A 12,036-nucleotide genomic window follows, 5' to 3' on the forward strand; every position below is an offset into this window, starting at 1 on the left:
GACCTAGATCGGTCTTTGCTTGCAGAGTAGATGAAAAGAGTGATATTAGTCAATTAAAAAAAAGTTTAAATTTTTAATTTAATTATCGATGAAATCGTTAAAAGAATCCAACAGATCATTAGATATTGAAATGCTTATAACAATATTTTTAACAAGTTCATCTAATTTATTTTTTAAATCAGATTTAGCCATATTTATTTCCTTAGACATTCTGGGTAAGTCTTCGATTGATTGAACAAATTCCTGAGTAGCAGGTAATGCACCATTCATTTCGATTATTAATTCAATCAAACTTTCTTTAGTTTCTAATGCTTCATCTTGATCAACTCTAAAATCAGATCGATATATTTCTAATGTCTTTTGCATTGCATTAATAGCATTTTGAAAGTTGTCAAAGAAAATAGGTGTTTCCGTTTCTATTCTTTTACCGAAAGTTCCCATAGACTTGGAAATCCTCACCATTATACTTCTAACTGTTTTTCTTGAAGGTGGATTATTGATTTTAGAGGATAACTCAGTAATCTCAATTGTTTTCTTTGAGAATTGATCACTGATCCAATTCATAGATTCAGTTATCCTTGATAAAGCTTGATTAGAATTTTCTATAGATTCTTCAAACTGTTCTTGATAATCGATAAGACCATATTCTTCTTCAATTAAAATATCTGAAGTATAAACTTCATCTATTACAACTTCACTAATTTCTTTCTTATTAGATTGATTATTATGAATCTGTAATATTCGTTTAGGTATGTGTATTCTTAAAAAAGAGCTTAATTGCTCACCATCTGAGTAATCACCATATAATACATTCTTATTGATGATATCTTTTTTAAATTTTTGAACTTTTCCCAATTGAACTAAATCAACATCAGGTGTAATTGGAGCGTTTTTAAAATAAAAAAGTATTTGTAAAGAATTTGGATTATTTTGAAAACGATCATAAGCATGCAAAAACTCTTCTTCTGTTCCTGACTCAGCCTTATTGGTCGGAGTTCCAAATCTTTTCCATAAAAGACCAATAAACAGGTCATAACTTTGGCCAATATCATTATTAATTATCTCTTGTACATGATTATCAGTAACAGCAGGAGCAGAATGTGTTTCCCATTTCAATAATTGAAGACTTATTTGATTAGGCATACCGAATGTAATATTCAATTCTTTTATTACGTCTTCAATTAATGTTCTTTCATCTGACAATTCACCGGGAGATCCTAAAAATATTTGATATTGTGTAATTGGTAAAGGCATACTTAAAATTTAGCTTAAAAATAAATGGATAAGAATAATATTTAACCAAAAGTAACTAATCCTAAAAGAAATCAATTACGGGAATCCGTAATAAACTTTCACTAAATCAAAGAACTAAGTAAATAACTTTTCTGAAAAACAAATCTATCAATAGATCATTAAACAACCCCTCTTTCGCGAAAGCGGAACTGTAGAGAACAAAGAACTTTTAAAATTTTAAAATCTCTAAACTGCTAGAAGCAAACGACCTAAAGGGACGTGATTCAATTTGTGAATATCTATTCGGTTTTTTAAAGATTTGGGTTGTTGTGCTAGGGTATATTTGGCACCCATAAAAACAAAAAAGATGAGCGCAACCTGGTACGAATGTAAAGTGAAATATAGAAAATTTGATGAAGCGTCAGGAACACAAAAGATAAAGACAGAACCGTTTCTAGTAGATGCGATTTCTTATACAGAGGCTGAGAGTAGAATCACTCATGAAATGGCGGCTTACTTGCCAGAGAGTGAAGAGATTAAGATTACTAATATTAAGGTGGCAAACTTTGCAGAGATCCACCCTTTTGAGAATACGGATAGATGGTTCAAGTCGCGTGTGTCTCTTATCGCCTTTGACGAAGAAAGCGGTAAGGAACGTAAGACTAATTTATATTTACTAGTGCAAGCTAACGATGTAAAAGAGGCTTATGACAACACGGTAAGCACGATGGCAGACACGATGGGAGAATACACGATTCCTGCAATTTCAGAGTCGCCTATTATGGATGTATTTCCATATTTTACTGGAGAAGAGAATGATATGGAGCGTTTAAAGGCTTTTGTCGCATTAAAAGATTCTACTCCAGAACCGGTAGGAATTATCGATGCACAACTGGACCATGATGATGTTCTCGCTGCTGCCGAAGAGGAATAACTTATTCTATTTAAAATAGTATACCACATATGTAATTGCAGTATTATATAAATTACTGATGTTTAAAATCCCTTAGAAATGAAAGAATCATTTTTAAGGGATTTTCTTTATGTAATTAGATCTTAAACACTCCATTATCAGGATAAGATAGTCGTGATTTAATAGAGTCGCTATAAATAACCTTGTTAAAGAATGTGCTATCTATTTTATGATGCCTAATTTTGTACACTCTTTGAGGTTTTAGCGTTTTTATACCCTACGCTAGAATTATTAAAAACAGCCTTATTATGTATGCAAAACACTTTTTATACGATTATCTAATTGAGATGGGCATGTCGGTCACTTATGCTAGATATATCAATATGATCGCGCTACTTATCGCTTTATTGATAGTAGCATTACTCGTAGATTATATAGTGAAAAGAATTATTGTAAATCTGTTTACCCAGTTTACAATTAAGACTAAAACAAAGTTTGATAATTTCTTGGTGACCAACAAAGTACCCAAAAATGTGGCGCACATTATACCGCTTATTCTTGGTCTAGAGTTTATACCAGTAGTCTTTGCCGATTTTCCATATTTTGAGAATATGGTAGAAAAGGGTTTTAAGGTTTTTGCCATAATTCTTACCCTATGGATCGCACGTAGTTTATTGAGTGCACTCAAGGATTATTTTAAAACACTATCTAGATTAAAGGATAAACCTATAGATAGCTACATACAGGTATTTATGATTTTTGCTTGGGTAATCGGTATATTTTCTGCTTTTGCGATTATCACTGGTATAGAATTCATAAAATTCATGACCACACTGGGTGCGGCGTCTGCTATAATCATACTTGTTTTTAGAGATACGATATTAGGTTTTGTAGCCAGTATACAGGTTTCTATTAATGATATGGTGCGTATAAGCGACTGGATTACTTTTGAAAAATACGGTGCAGACGGTACGGTGGTAGAGATTAATCTATCTACGGTAAAGGTGCAAAACTTTGATAAAACCATTACTACTATTCCTACTTATGCGCTCATATCTGACTCGTTTAAAAACTGGCGAGGCATGGAAAACTCTCCTGGTAGACGTATAAAAAGAGCCTTAAACATTAAGTTAGATAGCATCACTTATCTATCTAAAGATGACGTAGATACCTTAAAAAAAATCGACCTCATTTCTAGCTATGTAGAAAAGCGCCAGGCAACTATCGATAGCTATAATGAGAAAAATAATATCAATAAAGAACTTCCCTTGAATGGACGCAATATGACTAACATAGGCGTTTTTAGAAAATACATAGAGACCTATATTGAGAACCATTCTGGTATCAATAAAGACATGATGATTATGGTGCGACAGCTCGCTCCTACTAGTCAGGGCATGCCGCTAGAGATCTATGCCTTCAGTAGTGATAAGAGATGGGAAAACTATGAATACATCATGGCAGATATCTTTGACCATACCATTGCAGCTGTTCCTTATTTTAATCTAGAACTCTTTGAAGAACCGAGTAATTCTAGTTTTAAGAAACTTAAACCGCTTTCTTAATTACAGTATAGCATATAGATTTTTGTGTGTTCCGCTTTCGCGAAAGCGGAATTTACATTCCCACACCTAGATTTTATTACATCATTTTGATAATTCTTAAAGTGATGGCTGTATAGATTCTTACTTCTAGCATCACTCCTTTTCTATCATTTACTTGTCAGCACGCCACTAATATCTTGCTATAAGCTTATTTTAACATAATAGACCTCTTATTATAAAAGTTATGATAAACCCATGTTGAGATATTGTTAAACGGTATTCTTACGGCGTTCTTGTTGCCTATCTTTAAGAAAAGACAAGATATTATGAAAAAGGAAACCACAAAAACAGAAAAAGAATTAACCTACAATCCAGAAATAACGCAGCACGATAAAGATCTATTAAATCAGGACAATGCTAACTTGCACAGCGATAATAATGCAGACCAGCAACTCATCGATAGAAAAGAAAAAGTAGATTTTACAGGTGGTGATCTAGATATACCTGGTAGAACTGCAGCCCAAAAAGGCAACGGTACACCAGCCTTAAATGATGAGGAGAACAAGTTACACAGTCAGGGCGGTGACCGTCATAATAATCTAGAAAGAGATGACGCTGCTAGATAGTAAACGTCGCTAATTTTTAAATAAAAAAAGCTTTCTACAGAGAACCTGTTAGAAAGCTTTTTTTATGCATTCGTATTAAAGCTATCTATACTATACTTAGTTTTTAATAAGGTCAAATGATAATTTAATACCTTGAATAATCATACCTGTACCTATTATCGCGATAATAAGTCCCATAATTTTACCAATTACAGATATTACGTTATTTCCTACTATTCTCACAATTAGATCACTCAATTTAAAGGTGAAATAAGTAAGCAAACTCATAAAACCAAAAATAGCGATCACTAAAATAATTTGTAACATCTCAACTTTAGACACAAAATTCATCGCGGTAACGATAGTACCGGGACCTGCAAGAATAGGAATAGCAAGTGGTGATACGGCTATGTTCTCATCTATGTTTACATTATCAATGCTTTTTACACTAGACTGCTTAGACTGCAGCATGTCAAAACCTATGAAGAATATCAAAATACCACCAGTAATTTTAAAGGCAGGAATACTGATGTTGAACAATTCAAAAATAAATTTACCTAGAAGAACAAACACGGTCACAATAATAAAAGCAATAATGTTTGCTCTTCTATTAATGTCGAGTTTTGTTTTTTTATCTGCTCCTTGAGTAAGCGATAAAAAAACGGTCATGTTAGATATAGGATTAGTTATCGCAAAAAAACCTGTAAACACAGTGATACAAAAGGTTAGTAAGTTATCCATACTATTAAGTCTTAATTATTTCATCTCGTAAATACGAGGCGGCAATATTAGATATATTACCGCTAACTATAACACAATTAAGAGTTTATAATGCATTTTATGATATCAATTCAATTTGCCTATTTTACTTGAATATACCACAATTTAAGAAGGAGTTTTAAGCCAATTCTTTCATTATTTCTGAAAATAACTCATAAGATCTTATTCGGTCATTTGTGTCATAAATATTAGTAACAGCAATTAATTCATCTACCCCAGTTTTTTCAATAAAGTCTTTTACTTGTGCTTTAACTTTACTCTTACTACCTATAAAAGAATACTTCAACATTTGATGTACTTTATGATGTTTTAATAGCTCTCTAAATTCATCATTCATCTCTGTCCCAGGTTGTACATAATCACGGTTACCAGTGAAGATTCCTACTATCATGCGTATTAATGAGGTGGACATTCTTTCTGCTTCTTCGTCAGTGTCTGCTATAATAATGTTGACACCTGCCATTACATAAGGTTTTTCTAGATCTTGTGATGGTGTAAACTCATTGCGATAGATCTGTATAGCCTCCATTAAATGAGTTGTAGCAAAATGACTTGCAAATGCATAAGGCAACCCTTTTCTAGCCGCAAGGTGTGCACTGTCTGTACTAGAACCGAGTATATAAATAGGTACTTCTACACCTTCGGCAACGGTAGCTCTTACTTGCGCAGTGGCATTATCTTTAGAAAAATAAGTTTGTATTTTTTCTAATTCGGCTGGAAAAGAGTGCGCTGCCTGCATGAAATCAGATCGTATAGCTTGTGCGGTTTCTCTATCGGTACCTGGTGCTCTACCCAGTCCTAGATCTATACGATTAGGATATAAAGATGCTAGCGTGCCGAATTGCTCTGCAACGATAAGTGGCGAGTGATTGGGCAACATGATACCTCCAGAACCTATGCGCAAAGTGTTGGTACTTTGTGCTACATATCCTATCAATATAGATGTGGCACTACTAGCAATATTAGAAGCATTATGATGCTCTGCCAGCCAGTAGCGCGTATAACCGTACAATTCTGCATGTTGAGCAAGTCTCAAAGCATTGTTATAGGTTTCTTTAAGTGTATGACCTTGAGAAACTAATGCTAGGTCTAGAATGGAATATAAAACAGGTTTTGTATTCATAAAATATAAGTTGCTCAGTGATCAACTATCGAGTAATAGAAATATTGTAATGTATCTATAAAACTAAAATCATTCTTATAAGATCTATAAGCAAAATTAGGATTTCCAACTTACAATTTCTTCTAGTTCTCTTCTAGTTTTTGGGTGTTCTGGATCTGCTTTTCTATAACCGAATGCAGTCATAAATGACAAGCCATATTTATTGATATCTACACCAAATTTATCTTGTAATAAAGCCTCTGCTTTTTCTTGATGAAAACCTTCTATAGGACAAGAATCGATACCGATCAATGCTGCAGCAGTCATCATGTTACCTAATGCGATATAAGTCTGTTTTGACGACCAGTCGAATAATTTCTTATCTGTATTAAGGTTAAAATCACGTTCTTGAAATTCTCTATAAAACTTAGAATACATCTCCATCACATCTTCTGGCAGTTGCTTAACATCTTTCATCATACGTGTGATATAATCTGCATCATGTTTTATCATAGGTGCTTTCATACTTAGTCCTAAAACAAAATGACTAGCTGTATCTAATTTTAAAGGAGCACCCCAAGCCACAGGTTTTAATAATTCACGTAGCTCTTTATTTTGGACAACTATAAAATGCCATGGTTCAAAACCAAACGAACTAGGTGATAGTTGTGCGGTTTTAAGAATAAACTCCATATCTTCATTAGATACTATTTTAGAAGCATCAAATTCTTTTGTTGCATGTCTATAACGGAATGCGTTGAGTATTTCTTCTTTTGAAATGTTAGGTGTGTTCATGAATTTAAAATTTGCTATTTATACAGGCACAAAGATATTAGTACCAACAAGCTTAATTAAGGTATTAATAAAGGATATATAGGTACAAATCAAGGTTAATTACCTATATAATAGATAACCATAGAGGGAATTGATTAAATTTGATCAAAATACCAGATAAATGAATGTTATAGAAACATATAAACCTTTTGAAATACAAGAAATAGAATTAACAGAATGGAAGCCTCGCCCTGTTAAAAATAATTTCTTTGAACTGGTACTTATAAAATCTGGAGAAGGCACCCAATGCATTAATTACAACCTCTCACCTTATCATAAAAACAGCCTGTTTCTATTACCACCTTTAAAATGCCATTCTTTTACGGTAGAGAAACCTACCACATTTGTCTTTTTAAAATTTACAGATTCCTTTTTCAAGGATATAGGGAAAATTAATATTGATAGAAATGAATGGTTTAAAGAAGCATCTTTTATTCTATCTAATTATAATCAGTTGCCAGGTGATATAATTAAAGACGAAATAGATAGAAAACATCTCGAGAGTATTGTACAAATTATACTAGCCGAGTCGAGAAACTATGGATCTACTTCTATTAACCTAATAACTAGTTTAATGACTAGTATACTAGAAATTTTAATAAGAAATATAAAAAAAGGAACTTACAGCGAAGTTTCAGATAACACTACAGATCAAAGAATCACAAAAATGCTTAACTACATCAATGAGAACATTGATAAAACAGAACTTTTAAAAGTTGATCACCTCGCTAGTGTATTTATGATGTCACCTACCTATGTTAGTGAGTATTTTAAAAAACAAGTAAATATGTCCTTAAGAGAATATATTATTAAAGCAAAACTCAAACTTGTAGAGATACGTCTTCTTAACTCTAACTTTACACTTACTCAAATAGCAGATGATCTAGGTTTTACAGACATAAGCCATTTATCAAAAACCTTTAAACGTTATACAGGTATATCTATAAGAGAATTTAAAAGAAATGGCGAGTATATGTTGTTAAAACGAGCTCGATGTACTGGTTAAAAGACCTTTAAAAAAATCTATCTTGTTAAATTTCAGTAAATTACAATTTTCCTGTAAATATTAAAAAAACCATATACAGAAATGGAAGTATGCTCAGGAATATCCAGAATGATTGCTTAGACAGCTTACGTTTATACCTATTCATTAACAAGCCTGTATTAACTAGTGACCAGAATACGGTAGCAAAAAGTATGATTATAGAAATAAGGTTTAATTTACCGTAGGTAAGAGTCCCCTCATAAGAAGGAGCTATATATCCACACACTGTACCCACAGATAAAATTAGTAGGATAAGAAGGGTAAGTTTCTTGAAAATATTAAGATTTTGAAACCAAGTCATTTATTAAATAAGTTAATTGAAAGATAAGTTTTGTTTAACAAAAGGTAAAAATATTTCATTCTTTTGAGAACATTTTACGGTTTCCCTCATTTAACAAAAAACTAGTTTAAAAACATCAAAATTCACCTTTCAACGTCTAATAATTTGTTAAAACGACCTGTGACACTTCTTTGAGTATGTAGAAATAAGTAAGAATTGACAAAATTCCCATCACAAAAATAGAATGACTTAAAAAAAAACGAGAACCTATTACTAGATTCTCGTTTTCTAAAAATATGTTTTGGAAAAACTACTCTCCTGGCATAGGTACTACAACACCATTTTCTGGTTGTGCATAGAATGCAGCTGGAGTTTCTACAAACTCAACATTTGTAATAGATGCTACACCTATCTCATTAGTATAACCTTCTTCTTTACTCCAGTTACGGAAAGACCATTTAGACGCAAATGGCACACCATCTACAACAGTAAGTTCTTCATATTTTGCAAAATGAGGCTCTTCTTCTGCAGCTTCAACACCTTTTCCATAACTAACAATGTATGCAACACCGTCAAGTACGTTTGTTTTAGGATCTTTATATACCACATACCAGTCATCTGACGTGTCTCCTACTCCATTCTCAAAAGATAATCTAGAAGTTGGATATTGTGTATCTCCATAAGTAAGCATTTCTTCACTAGACCAATGTGTACCTGGATCATTTAATTTATACGGCATTGCAAAGAAATAAGACCATGTGAAAATGTGAAATCTAGTCATAGGGTTTGCAGCTAACTCTTCATTACTTGCATACACCTTATCTCCATCAAAAACGATTACACTACCGTCTTTGTTATCTATGCGTACCATAGAACCATCTGTCTTTTGAGTAATTTTACCATCTAATAAAGTATTACCACCAAAGGCAACGGTAAAATCATAAGCTACCGCATCATTAGATAGAAAAGCTTCTTTCTTATGTGCTAATTCTATACTGTTAGTAAACGCTGTGATTTCTGATTGCGCTTCTGGCATCTCTGTAGTTGCAGCAGGTGCTTCAACCATTTCTTTTACCTCTTTTTCTTCTTTACAACTAGTAAGAATGCTTATAGCCGCTAGTAGGAATAAAACTTTTTTCATGGATATTATGTATTTGATTTATTTAAGAATACAAAAGACTAAGTTATTTGTCACATAATGAGCTATTAGGCTGTTAAACTTGTGCTAAGAAATATAGGCCGCTATGTGCATCTTAAATTTGGTCAACTGTATCAAAAAACTATCTTCGCGGCATGTGGATGTATTTAGGTCTTTTGGCCGCTTTATTTTTAGGCTTACATAACTTATGTAAGAAGCATGCCGTACAAGGAAATGAGGTTTTCCCTGTGTTATTAGGCACCATAACAGCTGGATTTCTTTTTATAGTACCGTTTTATATAGGTTCTATTTTCTATCCAGATATTACTAGAGAACTAGGTTTTTATATAGAAACTATTCCATGGACCACGCACGGTTTTATACTTATAAAATCTATGATCATGGCATCTTCCTGGATACTCGCTTACCAGGCATTAAAACACTTACCACTTACCATAGTCACTCCTATACGCTCTGCAGGACCATTTTTTACCTTTATAGGTGCCATTGTTATTTATAAAGAAGCACCTAACAACTGGCAGTGGTTGGGCTTTTTTATGATTATTCTATCGGTGATTATGTATTCACAAATAGGTAAAAAAGAAGGCATACATTTTAAAAGTAACAAATGGATTTTTGCCATAATAGGCGCTACTTTTCTAGGTGCATCTAGTGGTTTATATGATAAATTCCTGATTCAGGGGCTTTTACTTAATCCGCAAACGTTGCAATTCTGGTTCTGTTTTTACACCATATTAATATTGCTCCTTATACTATCCATAACGTGGTTTCCATATGCTAGTAAAAGAAAAGCTTTCAAATTTCGCTGGACCATTCCTGCAGTAGGAATCCTATTACAAACAGCAGACTACTTCTACTTTAAAGCACTTCAAGATCCAGAGGCTTTGATCATGTTATTGAGTGCCATAAAACGCAGTCAGATAATCATAGCTGTTGTTTTGGGAGGTATTTTATTTAAAGAAAAGAACAAACGCAAAAAACTGATTCCTCTAGCGGGCATCATGATAGGCGTGTTTTTGATTTTGTATTCTTAGAGTTAGATAAAAGTTCCGCTTTCGCGAAAGCGTACACCATCACCATTATTTCTAAGCAAATACTGAGAACTTCAGTAAATTTGCATCATTAATTCAGACATTTATACCTATTAAAACATGATCAACAACATACCATGTCCTTCTTGTGCTACGCCTATACTTGTAAACACAGAAGAATTTTTAAAAGGCACCTCTTTTGCATGTTCTAATTGTGATGTAAAGTTAGGCATAGAAGAAAAAACAGATTTAGATCAAGAGAAACTAGACCTATTCAAGAAGTTTACCAAAACTAAAAAGGAAAGAATGTCTGTCATTCCATGTCCAGATTGTGGTGCAGCCATTACATTTTATGAGAGAGATTTAAAAAAAGGTGAAACCATCTCCTGCTCCAGTTGCAATGCTAGCGTTGCTTTATAACTTAAAAGAAACTGCGAGATTCTTAATTATGTTGAGAGTTTATTCTTCAAAACTCTCTTCTCGACCATCACTATGTAGCGCAAATCTGCCTTTAGTTCGATCATGTACTTGCTCTTGTTGAGGCCACGGCCAGCCACCGAATTGTGTCTCTTGATAATCTGCAAAGGCTTCTCTTATTTCTTGTTGTGTATTCATGACAAATGGCCCGTGCTGCGCCACCGGTTCATTAATAGGTTTACCCTGTAAAACAAGAATATAAGAGTCTGATGTGCTATTTGTTATCTCTAAATCTACAGCGGCATTTACTTCTATAGAGTGATTTTCATACACCGCAGTGCCAGCGATATGGATAGCTGTCCCACGATAATAATATAAAGTCCTTGTAGTTGTACTCGATTTTGCTTTGGGCAGTGTATAACTTGCACCGGCTTCCATCTTTATAGTTACCACAAGCACTTCGTTATCTTCATGCGCTGCCCATGAATCTGGTGTAGGATCTAGCGCACGCAATTGATTGATCTCTCCAGCAATAAGATCTACCGTTGTGATTTTATCCTGACTATCTCTATAATTAATAGTCGGAATATTCTCTTTCCACAGCATTTTAAAATGTGGCGGCACCATTTTACTTGCTCGAGGTAAATTGAGCCATACTTGAAACATCTCTAGTGTATTCTCCTTATCTTCTTGTAATAAGGGAAACATCTCACTGTGTAATATACCTTTTCCGGCAGTCATCCACTGAACATCTCCTGCACCAAAACGACCTGCACCACCTAATGAGTCAGAATGATCTACAAAACCTTCTTTATTTATAGTTATGGTTTCAAAACCACGATGTGGATGGTATGGGAAACCAGGCACATTACTACCATGGTACATTCTATAACCGTCTTTAATTGTAAAATCATTGCCTATATTTCTACCAGCTTTTTCTCTTTCAGGAACACCTAGATCTGCATTGCCTGCCGGATAATAGTCTCTGTGATGAGCACAAAATAAGAATGGATCTTGCGTTTTCCATGGAAAACCTAGTGGTGAAATGTTTTTTATTACAGTAGACATATACGTTTCTATTATTTATCGTCTT

13 protein-coding genes are annotated in these 12,036 nt (G+C 33.6%); 6 read left to right on the forward strand and 7 right to left on the reverse strand.

The window, feature by feature from the left end; translation table 11 throughout:
• Positions 1–78 precede the first annotated feature (78 nt).
• On the reverse strand, positions 79–1,254 hold the full coding sequence (locus LY01_RS05720; protein ID WP_104514869.1) for a DUF4062 domain-containing protein: 1,176 nt from the start codon (positions 1,252–1,254) through the stop codon (positions 79–81).
• A 346-nt stretch (positions 1,255–1,600) separates the two neighbouring features.
• Here LY01_RS05720 and LY01_RS05725 point away from each other — a divergent pair, with 346 nt between their 5' ends.
• From LY01_RS05725 to LY01_RS05735, 3 genes are all read left to right on the forward strand, one after another.
• Entirely contained in the window at positions 1,601–2,167 is a 567-nt protein-coding gene (locus LY01_RS05725) for a DUF4494 domain-containing protein (protein WP_104514870.1), read from the forward strand.
• A 287-nt stretch (positions 2,168–2,454) separates the two neighbouring features.
• Positions 2,455–3,711, forward strand: coding sequence for a mechanosensitive ion channel family protein (locus LY01_RS05730; RefSeq protein ID WP_104514871.1), 1,257 nt, complete (start codon positions 2,455–2,457; stop codon positions 3,709–3,711).
• Positions 3,712–4,016: 305 nt separating this feature from the next.
• Complete coding sequence (locus tag LY01_RS05735; protein ID WP_104514872.1) at positions 4,017–4,316, forward strand: hypothetical protein; 300 nt, start codon at positions 4,017–4,019, stop codon at positions 4,314–4,316.
• Positions 4,317–4,412: 96 nt separating this feature from the next.
• Here LY01_RS05735 and LY01_RS05740 read toward each other — a convergent pair whose 3' ends face one another.
• The 3 genes from LY01_RS05740 to LY01_RS05750 all read right to left on the reverse strand — a co-directional run bounded on the left by LY01_RS05740 (position 4,413) and on the right by LY01_RS05750 (position 6,972).
• A complete protein-coding gene (locus LY01_RS05740) occupies positions 4,413–5,036 on the reverse strand; it encodes a MarC family protein (protein WP_104514873.1) in 624 nt (207 codons plus the stop codon).
• A gap of 157 nt (positions 5,037–5,193) precedes the next feature.
• On the reverse strand, positions 5,194–6,198 hold the full coding sequence (locus LY01_RS05745; RefSeq protein ID WP_104514874.1) for an LLM class flavin-dependent oxidoreductase: 1,005 nt from the start codon (positions 6,196–6,198) through the stop codon (positions 5,194–5,196).
• Positions 6,199–6,294: 96 nt separating this feature from the next.
• Positions 6,295–6,972 (reverse strand): NAD(P)H-dependent oxidoreductase, encoded by a 678-nt coding sequence (locus tag LY01_RS05750; RefSeq protein WP_104514875.1) that lies wholly within the window; start codon positions 6,970–6,972, stop codon positions 6,295–6,297.
• Between the two features lie 160 nt (positions 6,973–7,132).
• On the opposite strand from LY01_RS05750, the gene LY01_RS05755 reads away from it, so the two are divergent.
• On the forward strand, positions 7,133–8,017 hold the full coding sequence (locus tag LY01_RS05755; RefSeq protein ID WP_104514876.1) for an AraC family transcriptional regulator: 885 nt from the start codon (positions 7,133–7,135) through the stop codon (positions 8,015–8,017).
• A gap of 40 nt (positions 8,018–8,057) precedes the next feature.
• Here the strand turns inward: LY01_RS05755 and LY01_RS05760 are convergent, their stop codons facing one another.
• Together LY01_RS05760 and LY01_RS05765 are read right to left on the reverse strand one after the other, a co-directional pair.
• Positions 8,058–8,357 (reverse strand): hypothetical protein, encoded by a 300-nt coding sequence (locus tag LY01_RS05760; RefSeq protein WP_104514877.1) that lies wholly within the window; start codon positions 8,355–8,357, stop codon positions 8,058–8,060.
• A gap of 289 nt (positions 8,358–8,646) precedes the next feature.
• Positions 8,647–9,477 (reverse strand): DUF6503 family protein, encoded by an 831-nt coding sequence (locus LY01_RS05765; RefSeq protein WP_104514878.1) that lies wholly within the window; start codon positions 9,475–9,477, stop codon positions 8,647–8,649.
• Between the two features lie 152 nt (positions 9,478–9,629).
• Here LY01_RS05765 and LY01_RS05770 point away from each other — a divergent pair, with 152 nt between their 5' ends.
• Complete coding sequence (locus LY01_RS05770; RefSeq protein ID WP_104514879.1) at positions 9,630–10,529, forward strand: EamA family transporter; 900 nt, start codon at positions 9,630–9,632, stop codon at positions 10,527–10,529.
• Between the two features lie 117 nt (positions 10,530–10,646).
• Positions 10,647–10,946, forward strand: a complete 300-nt coding sequence (locus LY01_RS05775; protein WP_104514880.1) for a hypothetical protein — start codon at positions 10,647–10,649, stop codon at positions 10,944–10,946.
• A gap of 39 nt (positions 10,947–10,985) precedes the next feature.
• On the opposite strand, the gene LY01_RS05780 is transcribed toward LY01_RS05775, so the two are convergent.
• The gene (locus LY01_RS05780) at positions 10,986–12,011 is read right to left on the reverse strand and encodes a pirin family protein (protein ID WP_104514881.1); all 1,026 of its coding nucleotides are present in this window, start codon (positions 12,009–12,011) and stop codon (positions 10,986–10,988) included.
• Between the last annotated feature and the right edge of the window lie 25 nt (positions 12,012–12,036).

Origin of the sequence: Nonlabens xylanidelens, assembly GCF_002934445.1 — a bacterium.
Lineage (GTDB): Bacteria > Bacteroidota > Bacteroidia > Flavobacteriales > Flavobacteriaceae > Nonlabens > Nonlabens xylanidelens.

Excerpts from the sequence above, each read along its gene's own strand:
- LY01_RS05720 (WP_104514869.1), bottom strand. The coding sequence starts at position 1,254 with ATGCCTTTACCAATTACACAATATCAAATATTTTTAGGATCTCCCGGT.
- LY01_RS05725 (WP_104514870.1), top strand. The coding sequence starts at position 1,601 with ATGAGCGCAACCTGGTACGAATGTAAAGTGAAATATAGAAAATTTGAT.
- LY01_RS05730 (WP_104514871.1), top strand. The coding sequence starts at position 2,455 with ATGTATGCAAAACACTTTTTATACGATTATCTAATTGAGATGGGCATG.
- LY01_RS05735 (WP_104514872.1), top strand. The coding sequence starts at position 4,017 with ATGAAAAAGGAAACCACAAAAACAGAAAAAGAATTAACCTACAATCCA.
- LY01_RS05740 (WP_104514873.1), bottom strand. The coding sequence starts at position 5,036 with ATGGATAACTTACTAACCTTTTGTATCACTGTGTTTACAGGTTTTTTT.
- LY01_RS05745 (WP_104514874.1), bottom strand. The coding sequence starts at position 6,198 with ATGAATACAAAACCTGTTTTATATTCCATTCTAGACCTAGCATTAGTT.
- LY01_RS05750 (WP_104514875.1), bottom strand. The coding sequence starts at position 6,972 with ATGAACACACCTAACATTTCAAAAGAAGAAATACTCAACGCATTCCGT.
- LY01_RS05755 (WP_104514876.1), top strand. The coding sequence starts at position 7,133 with ATGAATGTTATAGAAACATATAAACCTTTTGAAATACAAGAAATAGAA.
- LY01_RS05760 (WP_104514877.1), bottom strand. The coding sequence starts at position 8,357 with ATGACTTGGTTTCAAAATCTTAATATTTTCAAGAAACTTACCCTTCTT.
- LY01_RS05765 (WP_104514878.1), bottom strand. The coding sequence starts at position 9,477 with ATGAAAAAAGTTTTATTCCTACTAGCGGCTATAAGCATTCTTACTAGT.
- LY01_RS05770 (WP_104514879.1), top strand. The coding sequence starts at position 9,630 with ATGTGGATGTATTTAGGTCTTTTGGCCGCTTTATTTTTAGGCTTACAT.
- LY01_RS05775 (WP_104514880.1), top strand. The coding sequence starts at position 10,647 with ATGATCAACAACATACCATGTCCTTCTTGTGCTACGCCTATACTTGTA.
- LY01_RS05780 (WP_104514881.1), bottom strand. The coding sequence starts at position 12,011 with ATGTCTACTGTAATAAAAAACATTTCACCACTAGGTTTTCCATGGAAA.